Below are 17,886 nucleotides of genomic sequence, written 5' to 3'. Positions count from 1 at the left end.
TGCCTCACTTACACTCTTTGCAGTATTTTTTTATGATTCGCTCTACTTCGGCGTTGTATTCTTTGGAATCATAAATTTCTAGGCAAACATAAAACCTTGAAAAATTGCCGTTACTATAATGTGCAAATATTGTTTCATTGTCTATGCGTGATTTGTTATCTATATATGATTTAAGTTCTGGCAATATTTGATTTTCCAACCCTTTCCACATTAGCCCTATTTTGTAATTATATCGACCTAGTATGCTAATATTTGGTTGCACTTTACTAAAATCTTCTCCTGTTATACAATACTCTATACCTATCCTTTTTACAATTAGTATTTTTTTTTCATAAGAATAACTTGCCTTATTTATTTTCCCTGCAAGCTCTCCATTAAATTCTAAATCACCCGCATTAAGATATATCATCACTATCAAAAATAACCATATTGTCTTTTTCATCTGCATTTTTGCTTATTTTAGCTCCCAAAAATAGAATTTCTATATAGATTCACTCACATTCTTTGCAGTATTTTTTCACAATGCGCTCCACTTCGGCGTCAAATTCTTTATTTTCATACACCAAATCAAAGCAAGCATTTACATAACCCTTATGCGAAAATTCGACAATAACCTTATAATATTCATCTATATATGCTTTTACTTCATCTAATGCCTCACCTCCCAAAAGCCTTGTCATATTATCTATATGTCTTAGGTTTATTATATCTTGTGGCATTTTTTTACCACAGCCTGATGACATAGTTTTATCCACACTTGAAGTGTATTTTAAGCAATGGGCTAAAGCCCATCTTTTATAGTATTTGATTGGATTTTGTATAAAAGACTTTTCAGCAATGCTTTGCTCTGTGCTTCCACTTTTAGTGCAAGAGTAAGTGTCGGCTAATGTAGGGGGTTCAGCATTTGCGCTAAAAATAAGGCATAACAAAATAGTATAAAGCAATTTTTTCATTATGAAAACTCCCAAAAATAAAGTGTTTTTACAAAAACATACTCTCTTTTGTCGGGTAAAAATTCGCTTTCATCGACAAAATCATTATTTTCCCATAGTGTTATATGCCCAAAAGCATCACCCCAAGCCTCTATTTCTAAAGCTATAATGCCTTTTTTGCCGTTTAGATTTGTGTGAAATTTTTCATTATCTTGTCGTATTTCATCGACTCGTGTTTGATTAATATTTTTTTGTTTAACACTAATTTGTCATAGGATTCATCGTAAAATGTGTGATAAAAATTCGCACCATTAGTTGCTGAATATGTTTCTAACTCTCCAAAATGTTCGCTTTCTTTTAAAAATGTTACCATATCTTTAACTTTTATTAAAATCCTATCATCATTAGTGTTTTTCCCAGCGTATGCCAAATCGGCAGATTCCATACCTTTTAATCTTTTAATGGATATTCCATAGTCATATAGTGCTTTACTTAGTCTTGCGGTGCAAGTATTTATGCGTTGATATGGGCTATTCATAAACAAATCATAAATAGCCCCCTTGATTCTATAATATCTTATTTCAGCATCAATAAAATCCTTTTCTTCATATCTAAAAATATTATCTTTGCTTTTTACCCACCTATCTAACCTACCTTCTTCTTGCTCTATCCTATTTTTAGATTCTATTCTGTCGTTAGTGTTTATTTTGTGCATATTGAGATAATATTTCTTAAATTTTTCCCATTCTTGCCATTTTACAAAATCTCTAATTGCCATATCATCATTACTTGCATATCGTTGTGGTAGTGGTGTTAGTATTTCACTAGAATCTTCGCTAGATTCGCCTAAATCTGCATTAAATTCATTTGAATTATCGCTAATTTCATTCACAGATTCGGCTATATCCTCATCAATCTCAAATATATCCTTTGCTTTTGGCTCGTCTTGCAAGATAAGTGGTGAGCCTTTATCTGTGATGACTTGAGAGATTGCTTGGGCTAGGACTATTTTTTGATTATCAATTTCTAGCAATGTAGAGCAAATCGAATTTGGGATATTAACTAATTTCGTGCAAGGACTTGGGATTCCAGCAATATTATTAGCACAGCCTATAATGACAGCATTTGCTAAATCTTGCAAACTTATCAATCCAGCGTCATTATTATTAGAATCTTGCACACACATTAAATCTTTTGTGCTTGATTGAAGTAAGACTTTGCCTTTGTGGAGGCATTCTAAGATGTCTGATTCTAATAAGGGATTTGGCATTGTAGATTCTTTATTTGCACCCTTTGCAGTATTTTTTTACGATTCGTTCGATTTCGGCTTGGTATTTGGAGGATTCATAGATTTCTATGCAAGTGATTATATGGGTTAAACTGCCAAACACCATTTCTTTTTTTGCTTTTTTTACATAGTCAGAAAGCTCTCTTTGCGCGAGGTAAAATTTACCATCGCCAAAAATAGGGTAAAAGATTCTTGTATAATATCCAGTATCGTGCAAACTACTTATAGGTCTGCCATTGTCAAATTTTTCATCGTATAGACAAGAAATCATTCCGTCTTTTTTAAATGCAAGCACTCGCTCATCAAATGAATAGTTATTTTTATATCTATGCTTTGGCTCAAGCTCATATCCCACTAAATACACACAGAAAGCAAACGCTAACAATATAATCTTTTTCATACTTTGACTCCTTTATTTTAGCTCCCAAAAGAACAATTCTTTTGCTAAAAATTCTACACCATCATCTATGCCACCTAGATAGTTTATGTTTCTATTGTTTCGCACATCGACAAATTCATTTGTATCCCATAGTGTTGAATGCCAAAAACTTTTAAGATATTTTTTATCACGGAATCTCCCTCCACCAATGGTTACCAAACCTTTAGACTTTAAATCTTTTAATTTTTGCAAAAGTGTTTTATTGCGAGATAATAGGACATCATACGATTTTATTTCATATAAACTTTCTTTAAATTCTGGTTGCCTCCATTGTTGTAGCAAAAAATCTCTCATATCAATTACTCCCAATATGTAAAGCAATTCTTTTTGTTCTATTATAGCACCGCCAACAGAGCCAAATTCCCTTTTTTTGATTGTATTATGTAATGACATTCTACCAAAATTTAGAGCATAACTTATTTGTAAAGTGCAAGTATTTCTGTAATATTCTCTATTTCCCTTAAAATATCTTAAAGCTTCACCTCCCACCTTCTCATATCTTGCTTGTGATACTTTTGTTTTATTTGCAATTTCGTGTGCTTTTTGTCTTGCAATCCATTCTTGTTCGCCCTTTTTTATGAATTTATTTTTCTCGTCATTGAAAACAACTTCATATGCCTTGTCAATATCACTTTTGTCTATTTTATTGATTTCATCATACGCCCTTTTGACTTTGTCCCAGTTGGGTCTTTTGCATTTTATGCTTGCATTTTTTGTGCCACAAGTTGCCCTCCATTCTACTACTGCCATTATCTATCCTTAACTACATTTTTAACTATTACTTCATTGTTTTGTATTTTGCCACAAACAACAAACTTTTGATTATCGCTAGATTCTAACATAACTTTTACCTCTTCCCCATTCTCATACCCACTTGTAACGATATGTAAATTCATATCATTGCTATGTCTTGAATCATCGTCCCCTAATTTTATCATTTCTTTTCCATAACTAAAATACATTTCTAGGATTTCTTTTTGGGAATCTTGTGTGGATTGTGAATCTTTGCTTGATTTTGCGTTAGATTCGCTTGAATCTGCATTTGAATCTACGCTAGATTCTGCACTATCATTGTCATTTTGTGCATTATTAAATTCTACTATATCCTCATCAAGTTCTAATATATCCTTTGCCTTTGGTTCTCCTTGTAAGATTAAAGGTGAGCCTTTATCTGTGATGACTTGTGAGGTTGCTTGGGCTAAGACTATTTTTTGATTATCAATTTCTAGTAAGGTGGAACAAATAGAATTTGGGATATTAACTAATTTCGTGCAAGGATTTGGAATGCCAACTATATTATTAGTGCAGCCTATAATGACAGCATTTGCTAAATCTTGCAAACTTATCAATCCAGCGTCATTATTATTAGAATCTTGCACACACATTAAATCTTTTGTGCTTGATTGTAAGATAACTTTGCCTTTGTGGATACATTCTATTTTATCTGTTTCTAGTAGGGGGTTTAAAGGTGGCATTGTAGATTCACTCACATTCTTTGCAGTATTTTTTGATGATTCGCTCTATTACATATTCAAGTGTAATCAAACCATTGATTTTGCTTGAGGGTATTACTAAATTTAAACAGCGATTTACTTTGTCTTTTTCAAAATAGTCTTTTTTTGAATCTATGTAGCTTTTTAGTTCTTTTAGTGGTTCAATACCTTTAACATAGGCAATTTTATCAATATCTAACATCGTATCAAAAGTTATCATAGCATTATTTTCTACTTTGTAATATCCCAAACAATATCCAATAGTCCAAGCCTTGTAATAATACCGTGCATTCATCTTAAAAACTAGTAATTGACTAGACAATACATCGCTTGGATTATATGAATGCGAAAGATTATCTGCATTTGTATTTACAGCTAAAAAATAACTTACCAATATAATCATAATCATCTTTTTCATTTCATATCCCAAAAATAGCATTCTTTGATAATGTAATCTGCCGTCTCTTCCAGATAATTTTCGCTTATGCCAATATTTACATCGACAAAGTTATCTGTATCCCATAGCGTAGTATGTCTTAGCCCATTTGTGCCAATCATTGCTATAATTCCTTTTATTTGTAATGACTGCAATTCACTTAAAAAAGTTTCATTGTCTGCCTTTGTCGTCATATTTTTATAAAAATCCTCCGAACAACCACATTTGATTTTTTGTTTGACTTGATTAAAGGTAGGTTTCTGCCAAGTAAGTTTTTTCCAATTTTTGTTAAGCAAATCTACAATATCAAGAACACCTAAATAGTAAAGTTGTTTGTCGTCTCCCGTATAATTCCTGCCTATAAGCTGATTTGTCATAGATTTTATTGGAATATTGGTTTGATTTAGAGCATAACTTATGCGCAAAGCACAAGTATTATAGTAAGTATCCCAATCATTTATAAATTGCTGATAAGCTCCACCCCCAACATTAAAATACCTTATTTCTGGAGGTATGTATTTATTAAGTTTTTCGGTGTATTTAGCCATTTGCTCTTTAGATAATCGATTTTTGATTAGTGCATCATAAAGTCTATTCCTAGATTCTGTCATTTTACTGCCATCAATATTGTCCAATTTGCTTATTTTTTCATAAGCCTTTTTGCAAACATCAAAACTTGGTCTTTGTATTCTTATTATTGCTTCTTTATTGCCACACCTTACTTTACAAACCAACATTTTTTACTCCTTATTTTTTGTAAATACATTATATATCGCTATTTCGCCATTTTTATTTACTATGCCACTTGCATTGATTATCCTACCATCGTCAGATTCTAGTGTGATTGCTAGTGATTCGCCTAGATTGTATCCTTGTGTAAGGATATGCAGATTCACATCGCTTTCTATTTTGGAATCTGTTTTTATTTTCTTGCAATTCTCCCCATAGCTAAAATACATTTCTAGGATTTCTTTTTGTGAATCCTTGTTTGAATTTTTACTAGATTTTGCATTAGATTCGCTTGAATCTTCGCTAGATTCACTTGTGGATTTTGCGTTATTGTTTTGTGGATTTTGCTTTATGTTTCATTTGGGCGACTCACAATAGCGCGAAATTTAAGTGCTAAAATGCACAGAACTCCACAAAAAAAGCAAGCAAATCGTTACAAAAATGAGCGTGCAGATAAGTTTTTTGCGCTTAAAAAGTGTATAAAGTCCAGCCAAACTAAATGCCACAAAAAGCCCTGCTAGTGTGCGCCAAAGATAAATTTCATCATCATCAACATAAGTAGCTTTGTTGCGTGGCACTTCATCAAACAAACCCCAAACATTAGACACCGCAATGCCGACAAAAAAGCACACATAAGGATAAAAAAGCCAAAAATTTGGGAATTTTTTATGCAAAATAAGACTTGCCAAACCCACGATACAAAGTATTATCGCAAATGTAAGGGCAAAAAAGTCCTTTAAATTTATTCCTTTAAGTGGGGCAAGTAAAAATATCTCAACAAGCGCGTAAGCAAAAAGGCAAAGCCAAAAGCTCCAAAAAATAAAGAGCAAAACCCTTGCTCTACGCCCTTGCGAATAAAGTGTGTCCGCCCCTGCGACAACGAAAAATAATAAAAAAATTAAATCCAAAAATTCCATATTGATAAATTTTAATTAAAAATGCTCTCATCTAAATTTTCAAGCTCTTTTGGGCTTAATCTCTTTATAAAGCAGCTTGGATTGCTTGCCGAGCAAACATTATCATCGCCATCAATGCCACATTCATAATCATCAACACCACTATCACAATCCTTAGTAAAGTAGTGCTTTGCTTTTGCGTTATTTTGTTTTACTTCTTTATTGCTCACCACTTCGCCAAAAAGATAAATTTGCGCTAAACGCATACAACCCACGCCCAAAGCACACGCCTTATCATAATAATGCAAGGCTTGTTTTTGGTTGATAAGCTCAGGCATATTATAACTCACATAATACGACTCCCTATTATCATCATAGGCTTTGGCAAATTTATCGCACACCACGCCACTTTGCAAATCATCACAACCTGCCTTAAAATAATCAAGCATATATTGCTTTCGCTCCGCTTTGTCATCTTTATCATCACGCGTAGCTTCTATACGCGCCAAAGTAGCTAGATATTCAGCGTCTTTTATGTTAAGTTTGCCTTGAATTTTGGCATTTTTAAGCAATAAATACAGCTTTTTGCCAAAATCCCTTGCCACCGCATAATCTTGCTTTGGTTTATAAAAATAATAAAAAGCCGCTCCATTCATACAGCTGCGAGCGTCTCCTAGCTCGCAAGCCTTTTGCGCTACGGCTTGAAATTTAGGCGCATAGATTTTATGAACCTCTCCATCATAAGAGCGCAAAATTTCTATGTAGTCAATATCCCAACTCAACAACAAGCCGTAATAAAAAGAAGTCAGCATAGCACAGCTTTGAGTGTCATTTGCGTTGCAATCTTTTTCAAATTCAGCGATAATCTCATCGCGCGCCGATGAAGCCATTTGCAAGATTTTCGGATTTAAAGAACCTGTTTGGTGAGAGAGTAAATCCAACTTTTGAATGTAATAAGAGCCTTTTTCATCTTTTGGCAGTGCCAGCACGGCGCGGATATATCGCTGTGCTGTTTTGTCGCGCTCATCGCAAGCTTGGGGGACAATGTAGCTAAACCTATGACACATATCCCAAAAATCGTCCATAAAATCCCACAGCTGATAAGGCTTTGGCTCATTTAGCTCACTCAATTCTATCTTTTTTAGCTCAAAACAAGCGGGTTTGTCGTGTGATTCACATAAAGATTGTAACGATTCTTTGCTTTTTTGCGTTGTCGCTTTGTTATAACACGCACTACATACAATCGCCACGACTGCTAATCCTAACATTTTGCTTAATTTTTGCATTTTTCACGCTCCGTTTAAAATTTAAATTTTAAAAGGCACAATTTTAGCGAAAAATTGCCCTTTTTAGATTCGCGCACCCTTTTAGATTCGCACCAAATTCACGCGAATCTAAATTGCAAATTCGCGCTAGATTTAGGGCAAAATCATAATCTTTGTGCCGACTTTGACGCTCTCATATAGCTCTTTGATTTCATCATTTAGCACCGCGATACAGCCATCTGTCCAATCACCCGCAATGTAGCTTAACTTCCCCAAAAATCCAAGCCCATTACGCAATCCGTGAATCTTTATATCGCCTCCCGCACTCACGCCACGCGCCTTTGCCTGTGCTAAATCTGCACTATTTGGATAAGAAATGCCAAGATTAAGATAAAAGCGCGATTTTGGATTTTTGCTATCAATGAGATAAAGCCCCTCAGGCGTCTTGCTATCGCCATCTTGCGTTTTGTGTCCTTGAGGATTGCCACCTAGTGCGATATGATAGGTTTTGGCGACATAGATTTCGCCGTTTGTAGAATCTTTTGCCAACACTTTTAGCACTCTATCGCTTTTTTTGACAAGCAATGAATCGATTACATCGCCTTTAAGTGCGCCTTGCAATGAATGCAAATCGCTTTGATTTACATTTAAAATCTTCACGCTTATAACCGCACCAAAAGCCATAGCAACTGCCACGACAATTAAAATCGCTAAACTTAACTTTTTTATTTTTTGCACTCCCATTTTTTATGATTCATTCATCAAAATCAATCTGTGATTTATGGATAAATCCCGCTTTTGCGTCCTTTGTCTTGCGCGTATTTGGCGGGAAATAAATTACTTTATACCATTCTTTATCATATATATCAATCTTTTGATTTTGATTAAATCCTAGCAAACGCGTTTGTGGGACTTCTATCACTAAAATATCGCTAAAGTCTTTTTTGTAGATTCGTGCTATAATCGCACCATTTGGGGATTCTCGCAGATTTACAAAATCATCGTTTGTTTTAAGCTGAAATACCCTTAAAGCATTCGCGCTTATCATTTCTGCTTCTAAATATTGCTCTAATGTTTCGTATTTCTTTTCGCTTAATTTTTTGATAAATTTAATATTATCAGCTACAAGATAGCTTTCATAGCTTCCACTGCCACACGCAGAATAGTCTGCTATCAAAGCTATATCTTGCTGTTGATTGCTCCAAACATCGCTTATATATCCGCTCATATTTGCCACTTCAAACTCCACTTTATAGCTCACCTCCCCAGCAAATCCATCAAGCAGCCATTTGGGAATCTTTGCTAATACTTCTTTTTGATTGCGCGAAGTGGGCTTTATCTGCAAATTACTATATGTCAAAAATTCCATTTCAGTTAAGAATAAATCCTCATTTTTAAATGAAACATACATAGGCATATCATCGCAACCTTCAAAATATGTGTAGTTTGGCTTGATGGTAAGCGTGCCTTTTAGCTTAATGGGAGCTTTTAGGCGATAGGGACAAAATCTCTCGGCTTCATTGTTAAAGCAAGTCCATTTCGCGACTTTTTGCCCTTTGTTATTGGTGATGATTTCATACCACAAAGGCGTGAAGTGCTTTTTAGCAAAAGCGAGTCTTGCCAAAGCATCAGGTGAATCATCATAATAAAGAGCTTTGGCTAAAAATTGTAGCCAATATTCATTTTGCTCTTTTTTAATTTGCTCTAATCTCTCTAAACTAATAATATCCTCATCCTCTGCCACCGCTATATTTGCCAACAAGCAAAGGCATAGAATCATTAAAATTTTGCTTATATTTTGCATTACTCACACTCCATTATTTTTGATTTAGATTCGCGCCAATCTTGCAAATCTTGCTAAAATTCGCGCCTTCACGCCCTTTCATATTTTTCAATGATACATTTCAAAATGAGCGCGATGATTGAAAGTAGCGTTAGCACACTTGCCACAGCAAACGCCGCCGTGTAGAGATAATCATTGTAGAGAATCTCAATGTATAAAGGCATCGTGGTGGTTAGCCCTATGATTTTCCCGCTTACCACCGCCACCGCGCCAAATTCGCCGATTACCCGCGCATTTGTCAGCACGACACCATAGAAAAGCCCCCATTTGATATTTGGCAAAGTTACCTTAAAAAAGCTCTGCCAGCCGTTTGCGCCAAGACTTATGGCGGCTTCCTCTTCTTCTTTGCCCTGCTCTTGCATTAGGGCGATGAGTTCTTTGGCGACAAATGGAAAGGTTACAAACGCGCTTGCTAGGATTATCGCAGGGAGGGCGAAAATGATTTTTATATCCCACGCGTTTAAAATTTCCCCAAAAAACCCGCTATTGCCAAAGAGTAGCACAAAGCAAAGCCCCACAATCACGGGTGAAACGGCAAAGGGAATCTCAATAAGACTTGATAATATAAATTTGCCTTTAAACTCAAACTTTGCGATAGAGTATGCGATAAAAGTGCCAAAAATTGCATTAAGCGGGACAACAAACGCCACGCAGGTAAGCGTCAAAAGAATCGCTTTAATCGTGTATTCATCGCTTAACGCCTCCCAATACACAGCAATTCCCTCGCTAAATGCCTCCACAAAGACGATGATTAAAGGCAGTGCTACCATAATGCCTAAAAAAATAAAGCTAATGCCAATGCAAACATATTGCAATGCCTTTGGCTCGACATTTCTCATTTCTACCCCTTTTGAATTACTACAAATCACGCGCGTTTTTGCCACTGCCCTAGCAAATTTATAAGCAACAAAATCACAAACGCTACGGTTATCATAAATACGCCCACCGCGCTCCCACCTAGATAATCAAACGAATCCAGCTTTTTAACGATTAAAAGTGGCAGTATTTCGCTTTCAAATGGGATATTGTTTGAGACAAAAATCACTGAGCCATACTCGCCAAGCCCCCGCGCAAAGGCTAATGCGAATCCTATCAGCGCAGAGGGGATTAAAGATGGCAAAATCACAAAATAAAAGCTCTGATAAAAGTTCGCTCCCAAGCTCCCTGCTGCTTCTAAACTCTCTTTATCCAAATCCTTTATCACAGGCTCTAGCGTGCGAATCACAAAGGGAATCCCCACAAAGATAAGTGCCACGACAACCGCTACAAAACTGCGCCCCTCTAAATCCACGCCAATTAGCAAAAATGCCTTGCCGACTATGCCGTTGCTAGATAGCAAAAAAGCGATTGCGATTCCCGCTACGGCGGTGGGGAGTGCGAAAGGCAAGTCGATTAGGGCTTCTAAAAGCCGTTTGCCAAAAAAGTCATATCGCGCCAAGCTCCACGCCACGATAAATCCTAAAATGAGATTGATAGTCGCGGCAAAAAGCGCGGTTGAAAGCGAGAATTTTAACGCGCTTAACACTTGCGAATCGCTAATGATTTCTACAAATTTTGCCCATTCAAGCTTAAAGCTAAAGGCAAAAAGCGCGATTAGTGGGATAATCACAAGCAGACTAAAATATGTCATTCCAAGCCCAAAGCTAAGTCCAAAGCCCTGCAAAATCGATGGTTTTTTAGCAAAGGATTTGTTTGCAATGTAAGAAAGATTCATTTGCCCTGCTCCTCGCTAACCCTATAAAAAATTTTATTTTTTAGCACAATACCTTTAAGCGACACACAATCGCTTAAATTTCCACTGATTTTTAGTCTTTGTTCTTTATCGTTTTCATCTATGGGCTCATCTTGGATTCTAATCGACAAAGCGCATTTGCCTTTATCATAGCCCTCATTCCAAAATTCTACCGCGTCATAACCAACGCCATTTTCCGCAGTATCACTCTCACCGCCAAGATAGCTATTTGGATGGACATTTGCCCTGCCTTTGAGAAGCAATTTTCCATTGTGGATTATCTCAAAATCTATCACCCTAAACATAAAATAATCGCTCATTTCTGCAATCCACTTTTTTGTGCCTTGCAACTCTTGAATCTTGATTGTTATGCCATCATTTTGTTTGGATTTAAAAGTGTGAATCTGTGCTTGATTTGTGGCTAGATTCTCCGCACCAAACGCCACACTACACGTTAAAAATATAAATGCTAGTAGTTTTTTCATCTTGTTTTTTCTCCTTTGTTTATTGTATTGCTATTAAGCGTAGGTAATGTGTAGTTGGAATTATAGCAAATGAGAATCTAGGAATGGCTCTTTCCATAACTTGCGTTCCAGCTTCATAGCTTTTTTGAATAAGCCAATCTACACCGCCTTTATAATTTCCACTCACATTTTGTTGTAAATCTTGTGTAGCATTTGCAATTGCTTTGATAATGGCATTTGCGGGGTATTCTACAAGTGTGCTAAAGTAATTAATATAAGTTGATGGATTTTTAGCTACCCAATTAAAAAATCCTAGATACAGCAAAAAGACTATAAGTTGGGCTAGATTCTTCCAATTTAAAAAATCTCCCTCTTGGATCTTTTTCACACAATAAATTACAATCAAAGTAATACCAATAAAATTCAAAAGCTCTGTAAGGCGGAATAGACTTGCTAGATTTGGAATAATATTATTGACAAATTTATTGCTTATGCTTATAAATAAGTCCATAATGAAGTTATAAATATTAACCATTTAAGAATTCCTCTTTCCACAATGGGTTATTGCTAAGTTTGAGTTTTTTGATTCTTTGCACTGATTCTGAATTAGAGGAGAGGATTTTGAGATATTTGCCAAGTTTGGCAAGATTGACATCAATGATATTGCTTTGATTTTCAATTAGATTTTTAATCAACACTTTTCTTTCATTCTGCCCTGTATTAAGCAAGAAAGCTTGTTCGTTTTGAGTGAGGTGGATATTGTATTTATTGAATACTTCAATATCTTTGGTAGGAAATATAATAATATTGCCTAGATTGCGGATAAAAGAATCTGCATTTTTGACATTATCAAGTTGGTGCATATCTTGAAATGCCATTGCAAGCACACCATTTAGCTTTCGCGCTTGGGTAAGTGTAAGATTGATTCTTTCATTAAACACTTCATTTGAGAGATAGGATTTAAACTCATCAATAAAGATAAAGAAACCTTTATCGCTATTTTTAGCCCGATAGATCATTTTATGAAAAAGATATTGGGCAATCAGTCCTGCATTTTTCTCATCATCAACAATAAAGTCCATATTAAGTGTTGTGAATTTCTTATTAAATTGCAATGCGTCATAAGTTTTATTAAAAAGTGGATTAGCTAGATACCGCTCAAGCTGTATAGGGATATGAGAATCTCCTGTTTTAACAATAGAATCTTTAATATCTTTGAGTGAAAATTCTTTGTTTTGAGGAGTTAAGATTTCATACGCATGTCGCACAACCTTTTCAATCGCTTTAATCTTTTCTGATTCTTCGGCAGTTGTGGCATTAATATTAATGCCAATCATCATACATAACCAGATTGAGAAATGTGATATTTTCACTATCATAGGGTAAAGTGAAAGGATTAATGCAAAAATTATCACCTTGATTGTATTCACCATTTAAAAATTCAGCAACAGAATAAAGCCCATTAAGTCTATCAAGGGCTAAGATGTCAATATCATATTTAAAGAAATTGGCAATCAAAAAAGATACAAGTGTAGTCTTTCCAGCTCCTGTGCCTCCAACTATCATTATATGTCCTACAATGTTTTTTTCTTCATTGATATGAAAATTAAACAAAAATGGCGACATAGATTGATTTTTAATATTGTTACAGACGTATTGCCAAAGCTATTTGTTGTTTTTCCTATATATTCTTTTTCAAATAAAATCATTGATGAAATGGTCTTGCTTGTATGGATTCTTTTGCGCGCATTGAGAAATGATTTATTAGGAAATAAACTAAAAAATGTAGGCTGTAAATTCAATGTCTCATACACAGCAATGAGTCCAGCATTTTTTAATTCATTAATGATGATAGAAGAAGCTTCATTAAGCTCTTCTTTTGATTTGGCTTTGACTAAGATTGTATAAGAGAAGTTCTGCATATACAATCGATCAGAATCTATAAGCTCTTTTAGCTCTCTTAAATCACCTTTTGCTATATTTGGTGCATATTTGATTTTATTTTTGACAATGCTTTGTACTTTTTCTTTGGAGATAGAATCAATACTTAAATATATATCAAGCTCAAAGCTACTATGCAAGATAGATGAGATAGTGAGGCTTGTTATCTCTTCATTATCATAAGCTTTAATACCAATAAAGCGATTAAAGACTCTATTGTTATTAAAATCTTGTATAAAATAATCTTTATGAAATGAGATAGTGCTTGCAATATAAGAATCTGTCAAAAGCCCATTGCTTGGTGTAATTGGAATATAGACTCCATTGATATATTCAGCATACAATCGCAATATCTCAACAGAATCTAATTGCTTTGGTTCATACGCACTGAGTGTTTGTATAACGCGCTCAATCGTAGATTTAATGATAGCAAGCTTATTGGTATAGGTGATATTGTTTTGAGTGTCTTCTTTGATAGAAGTTATAAGCTCAAGCTTTTTCTTTTCAAAAAAGCCTTTTGCTCCTTTATTTTTGGTCTCAAATAAAATAAAGTAATGATTGACAAATACTTTTTCTTTTTTCTCACAGCTATTGATAATCTTCTCAGCATAAGGATTAGCAATATTATATTCTCTATTATAAGTTAATTGTCGGCGTTTCACCACAATACGCGCTTCAATATCATCGCTCAAAGCATTGAGGCATTAATACGCGAAAGCATAAGATCAAGCGTATCATTTTCTGTGATTGCATTATAATTTATGCCTTTGAGTGTAATCCCACCAACAAAATTCTCGGTCTTTGTGAGGACATAAGATTCATCAAATAGTCCTAGAATATTATTCTCCTCACAAATAGAGTATTGATTTGGTAATGAATCAAACAAAAAATTAAAAAGACTCTTTTTGATTTTTTCTGTGAAGTTCATAATAAGCCTTATGGATAATACACATTAATGCCTGTTTTTAATTGCAAGGTATTCATTGCAATATCCACAATGTCATCATCAAAGAATTCAATCACATAAAAAAATACAAGCAATACAAAAAAGAGCGCAAAGCTATAAAGTCCTAGTGAGGATTACTAATTAACCCGCACATTATAGAAATCACCCAAGACTTTATGTTAAGCCTTAAAAACTTCTCTTTTTTAGTCAGCTCTCGTATATTAGCAACGCGTGTTTCGCTTACAATAAGCATTCATTTTTTCTTTTGCTATGAGCTGAAAAGAAAATTTGAAATTGCCTGAGCATTCATAATGCCAAGAGTTGCTAGCACAATGCCTAAACACACAAGAAAAATCTCTTTCCATCGATCAAGATTTTTCATAAAGTAAATTGCTACTGCAATGATAATGATTGTCCCAATAGCTGTAAGGGCTGTTTGTATCCAACTTGATATTTTATTGACTATACTTGTCAAGTCTGCACTAAAAACTACACTTGGCAAGGCTAGGGCAAATATTTTAAGCAATTTTTTCATTACAACCCCCTTGCAAATCTTCTCTATAAGTGATTGCATTGAGCCCTTTTAGAATCTTTGATTTGATGATATTTTTATGAAATGGGTGAGAGAGCTTTGGTGGAATCTCATTAGTAAGATATGTATAAGGCATTCTAATAGTGCATTGAGAATCATTAACTTCTTCAAACTCAAGAAAGATGCCTTTATAATCTATAAATTTATTCTCACTAACCTTTAACTTCCACAATTTATCTTGAATGCTAAAAGTTCTGTTGAAATCTTTTGTGTCTTGTTTGATAATACGATTAACAATGCAATTCATATCTTTAAAGAATCGTGCTGGGAATTGACTAAAATCTTGTTTAGATTCTGTCTCTACTTCTTGACTCTTTGATTGAAAAATCTTTGATTGTTTGTAATCTAGCATACTCAAAAAGACAAGTTGATTCTTTCTAAAGTTATGTTTTATTAAATCTAATGATTGTAATTCTTTGAGCAAAAGATAAATTGTCTTTTCACACACATCAAAGCGATATGAGATGTATTGGATATTAAAAAAGATATTCTTTTGTTCTTTGATTAAAAATATCTCAACCAAATGCAGATAAAATAAAAAAATCTTTGGGTTTTTAAGAGTTTCAAAGTAAAATTGTAACTCTTCTTGGATTTGAAGCCTTTTGAGTTTCTTGTCTAAGTCTAAAGTAACTTGACTACCTAAGCTCTGTGTAGCAATAGCAACATAAGTTTTTCCTTTCCTATTCGAAAAACTTATGCAATACTTAAGAATTGGATTTTTGGCAAAATCTGGCTTTTTGTCGTAAAAAACAACAAAACAAAGTAATCCAAAACATTAACATTCTGTGATATACTTTGCTTTCATCTCAAATAAGGACTCACAATGAAAAAGTTACTTGCAATATTTATGGCGTGTGGTTTGGCTTCTAGCGCGTTTGCCATTGGTGTTGGCAAATTCAAAATCAATCCTGAAATCGGAGCAAGCTTTGGAACAGCAACAAATACAGATACATTTTTAGTCGGTGGTTTTGGTCGTGTCTGGCTTGGAGGAAGCGGAATCACAATCGCCCCACAATTCAAATACAACTACATAATGGGACAAAACGATCTCAAAGGATTTTCAAATATTCAAGTTGGAGGATTGCTAGGATACAAACTTTGGCGTTTCACGCCTTATATCGGTGGAAGCTGGTCAAACTTCGGTAATATCGCTCTAAATAACACAGCCGCCCTAAATTATGGCGTTACTTTTGATATTCCTATTTTGCCTCTAAGTATCGGGCTTGATGCTTCATGGCAAAACCCAAAAATCGCCGGCACAGATATTCGACAATCACAGCACCAAATAGCACTCACACTCGCACTTTATTTTTAGTTTAGCAACCTAAAATCTAGCTTTTCTTACAGCTAGATTCTAAAGAATGTCAAGTCCTGCCAGCTCCTGCTTGATATTTTGCATAAAATTCTTACTATATTCCATATCTTTTGGTAGATTCTCGCTCCATTTTTCCAAAATCCCAGCATAATCCTCAATACTTAATTCACCTTTTAAAATCGCGTATTTGAGATACACCCAATAGGTATTAAGCACATCGCTTTGGCAGTATTGATTGATTTTGTCAATATCATTGTCTTGATAATACAACCTATACACATCAGATCCGCTCACATCGTATTTGCCTACGATTCCAAGCATTTTGCAAACTCCATCGAGATTGAGATTGCGCACAGAGCCAAAATGCCCCAAACTATCGAGTAAATCCGTATGCCACTTCTCGCTATATCGCATTCTATAATTTTTCCATTTACTTTTTGTTTTGGCAGCATTTTCAGACTCATAATACCCAAACGCACACAGATTATACTTCATCGCCCTAAGCATAATCACAGGAATATCAAACCCTCTTCCATTAAAGCTCACCAATCGTGGTTCTTTGCGATTGATAAACCCCAAAAAATCCTCCAAAATCTCTTTTTCCCCGCCTTGTTTTCCAAAGTTTCCAACCTTGATAAAGTTTCCATAATCATCGCAAATCACGCTTGAAATCGCTACGATTTTATGCCAAAAAATAGGCAAAAACTCACTTCCGCTTTTTTCTAACTGCTCTTTGAATGCGATCTGGCAAATCTCAAGATTATTTTTAGATTCTAGATTCATCTTTGCTGCGATCTGCTCGACATCAGGCACACTTTCTACATCAAATACACAAATCATCTTTTCCTCCTTTTGTTTTGCTTTTAGATTCTAAGTTTTTGGGGTTTCCTCATACGAAAATATAGGCAATGAAAGTTTATAATAAATAGCCAAAAGTCGCAAAGTAAATCCCGCAACAATCACTATAATGCTTGCATTATACGCACTCAAATGTGCCAAATTAATCAAGCAATAATAAAGCAATCCGCTCACAATCGCCACTCCTGCATAAAGCTCTTTGCGAAAAACAAGCGGAACAATCCCGCAAAAAATATCGCGCAAAACCCCGCCAAACACAGCCGTGATAACTGCCGCACACACAACCAAAATCACTCCATATCCAGCATTAAGTGCCACTTCTGCACCGATGACTGCAAATACCACAAGCCCAAGCGCATCAAGCACCAAAAACAACTTCTCAAGTCTAGCGATGACTTTTGGTATGAGTGTCGTAAGAAGTGCGGCTATACAGACGACAATGATGTATTCGGGATGCTTGACCCAAGTGAGCGGATAATGCCCAAAAAGCACATCGCGTATAGACCCGCCGCCAATAGCTGCTGCAAGCGCGATAAAAAGCACACCCATTAAGTCCATTTTGTGCCTCCCTGCAATCAATGCCCCACTCATTCCCTCAGCCGTAATTCCGATGATATACAAAATCGTAAGAAACATTCCACCTCAATATATATTGATATAAGCAATTTTGTCGCAATATATCAAAAATTCGCTAAAATTTCACAACATTATCACCCA

At 35.1% G+C, this 17,886-nt stretch carries 23 protein-coding genes and 1 pseudogene; 1 reads left to right on the top strand and 23 read right to left on the bottom strand.

The window, feature by feature from the left end:
- Positions 1–4 precede the first annotated feature (4 nt).
- The 21 genes and pseudogenes from DY109_RS10760 to DY109_RS10650 form a co-directional block, all read right to left on the bottom strand.
- Positions 5–442, bottom strand: coding sequence for a hypothetical protein (locus DY109_RS10760; RefSeq protein ID WP_034549700.1), 438 nt, complete (start codon positions 440–442; stop codon positions 5–7).
- 49 nt (positions 443–491) lie between these two features.
- On the bottom strand, positions 492–953 hold the full coding sequence (locus DY109_RS10755; protein ID WP_014667037.1) for a hypothetical protein: 462 nt from the start codon (positions 951–953) through the stop codon (positions 492–494).
- Positions 953–1,099 (bottom strand): hypothetical protein, encoded by a 147-nt coding sequence (locus DY109_RS12415; protein WP_483401388.1) that lies wholly within the window; start codon positions 1,097–1,099, stop codon positions 953–955. The genes DY109_RS10755 and DY109_RS12415 overlap by 1 nt, the downstream gene beginning before the upstream one ends.
- 17 nt (positions 1,100–1,116) lie before the next feature.
- Entirely contained in the window at positions 1,117–2,202 is a 1,086-nt protein-coding gene (locus DY109_RS10750; protein ID WP_244916679.1) for a T6SS effector amidase Tae4 family protein, read from the bottom strand.
- A 10-nt stretch (positions 2,203–2,212) separates the two neighbouring features.
- The gene (locus tag DY109_RS10745; RefSeq protein WP_014667035.1) at positions 2,213–2,620 is read right to left on the bottom strand and encodes a hypothetical protein; all 408 of its coding nucleotides are present in this window, start codon (positions 2,618–2,620) and stop codon (positions 2,213–2,215) included.
- Between the two features lie 12 nt (positions 2,621–2,632).
- Positions 2,633–3,409 carry a T6SS effector amidase Tae4 family protein gene (locus DY109_RS10740; protein WP_014667034.1) on the bottom strand — a complete coding sequence of 259 codons (777 nt, stop codon included), beginning with the start codon at positions 3,407–3,409 and terminating at the stop codon, positions 2,633–2,635.
- Positions 3,409–4,134, bottom strand: coding sequence for a hypothetical protein (locus tag DY109_RS12200; protein ID WP_023948194.1), 726 nt, complete (start codon positions 4,132–4,134; stop codon positions 3,409–3,411). The genes DY109_RS10740 and DY109_RS12200 overlap by 1 nt, the downstream gene beginning before the upstream one ends.
- Before the next feature lie 7 nt (positions 4,135–4,141).
- Positions 4,142–4,570, bottom strand: a complete 429-nt coding sequence (locus tag DY109_RS10725; protein ID WP_034549702.1) for a hypothetical protein — start codon at positions 4,568–4,570, stop codon at positions 4,142–4,144.
- Positions 4,567–5,325: a T6SS effector amidase Tae4 family protein gene (locus tag DY109_RS10720; protein WP_023948198.1), complete on the bottom strand. Its 759-nt coding sequence runs from the start codon at positions 5,323–5,325 to the stop codon at positions 4,567–4,569. Before DY109_RS10720 ends, DY109_RS10725 begins: the two co-directional genes overlap by 4 nt.
- A gap of 3 nt (positions 5,326–5,328) precedes the next feature.
- Entirely contained in the window at positions 5,329–5,547 is a 219-nt protein-coding gene (locus tag DY109_RS10715; protein ID WP_023948199.1) for a hypothetical protein, read from the bottom strand.
- A gap of 156 nt (positions 5,548–5,703) precedes the next feature.
- The gene (locus DY109_RS10710) at positions 5,704–6,225 is read right to left on the bottom strand and encodes a hypothetical protein (protein ID WP_115737894.1); all 522 of its coding nucleotides are present in this window, start codon (positions 6,223–6,225) and stop codon (positions 5,704–5,706) included.
- 20 nt (positions 6,226–6,245) lie between these two features.
- A complete protein-coding gene (locus DY109_RS10705) occupies positions 6,246–7,499 on the bottom strand; it encodes an SEL1-like repeat protein (RefSeq protein WP_023948202.1) in 1,254 nt (417 codons plus the stop codon).
- Positions 7,500–7,631: 132 nt separating this feature from the next.
- On the bottom strand, positions 7,632–8,222 hold the full coding sequence (locus DY109_RS10700; RefSeq protein WP_023948203.1) for a L,D-transpeptidase family protein: 591 nt from the start codon (positions 8,220–8,222) through the stop codon (positions 7,632–7,634).
- A gap of 10 nt (positions 8,223–8,232) precedes the next feature.
- A complete protein-coding gene (locus DY109_RS12195; protein WP_023948204.1) occupies positions 8,233–9,282 on the bottom strand; it encodes a hypothetical protein in 1,050 nt (349 codons plus the stop codon).
- Positions 9,283–9,350: 68 nt separating this feature from the next.
- Positions 9,351–10,160: a sulfate ABC transporter permease subunit CysW gene (gene cysW / locus DY109_RS10685; RefSeq protein WP_023948206.1), complete on the bottom strand. Its 810-nt coding sequence runs from the start codon at positions 10,158–10,160 to the stop codon at positions 9,351–9,353.
- Positions 10,161–10,186: 26 nt separating this feature from the next.
- A complete protein-coding gene (gene cysT / locus DY109_RS10680; protein ID WP_023948207.1) occupies positions 10,187–11,035 on the bottom strand; it encodes a sulfate ABC transporter permease subunit CysT in 849 nt (282 codons plus the stop codon).
- Positions 11,032–11,538, bottom strand: coding sequence for a hypothetical protein (locus DY109_RS10675; protein ID WP_023948209.1), 507 nt, complete (start codon positions 11,536–11,538; stop codon positions 11,032–11,034). The genes cysT and DY109_RS10675 overlap by 4 nt, the downstream gene beginning before the upstream one ends.
- Before the next feature lie 19 nt (positions 11,539–11,557).
- Complete coding sequence (locus DY109_RS10670) at positions 11,558–12,052, bottom strand: hypothetical protein (RefSeq protein WP_023948211.1); 495 nt, start codon at positions 12,050–12,052, stop codon at positions 11,558–11,560.
- Positions 12,045–14,386, bottom strand: a pseudogene (locus DY109_RS10665) (VirB4 family type IV secretion/conjugal transfer ATPase). The gene DY109_RS10670 and the pseudogene DY109_RS10665 overlap by 8 nt, the downstream one beginning before the upstream one ends.
- 286 nt (positions 14,387–14,672) lie before the next feature.
- Entirely contained in the window at positions 14,673–14,939 is a 267-nt protein-coding gene (locus tag DY109_RS10655; RefSeq protein WP_023948221.1) for a hypothetical protein, read from the bottom strand.
- Positions 14,923–15,354, bottom strand: a complete 432-nt coding sequence (locus tag DY109_RS10650; protein WP_147277906.1) for a hypothetical protein — start codon at positions 15,352–15,354, stop codon at positions 14,923–14,925. Before DY109_RS10650 ends, DY109_RS10655 begins: the two co-directional genes overlap by 17 nt.
- Before the next feature lie 465 nt (positions 15,355–15,819).
- Here DY109_RS10650 and DY109_RS10645 point away from each other — a divergent pair, with 465 nt between their 5' ends.
- Positions 15,820–16,311 (top strand): hypothetical protein, encoded by a 492-nt coding sequence (locus tag DY109_RS10645; protein WP_023948224.1) that lies wholly within the window; start codon positions 15,820–15,822, stop codon positions 16,309–16,311.
- Between the two features lie 39 nt (positions 16,312–16,350).
- Here the strand turns inward: DY109_RS10645 and DY109_RS10640 are convergent, their stop codons facing one another.
- The gene (locus DY109_RS10640; RefSeq protein WP_023948226.1) at positions 16,351–17,151 is read right to left on the bottom strand and encodes a 3'-5' exonuclease; all 801 of its coding nucleotides are present in this window, start codon (positions 17,149–17,151) and stop codon (positions 16,351–16,353) included.
- 30 nt (positions 17,152–17,181) lie between these two features.
- Entirely contained in the window at positions 17,182–17,805 is a 624-nt protein-coding gene (locus DY109_RS10635; RefSeq protein WP_112058483.1) for a trimeric intracellular cation channel family protein, read from the bottom strand.
- Positions 17,806–17,886: the final 81 nt, after the last annotated feature.

The sequence above is a fragment of the Helicobacter fennelliae genome, assembly GCF_900451005.1.
Taxonomy (GTDB): domain Bacteria; phylum Campylobacterota; class Campylobacteria; order Campylobacterales; family Helicobacteraceae; genus Helicobacter_B; species Helicobacter_B fennelliae.
This window is presented reverse-complemented; position numbering and strand designations above follow the sequence as displayed.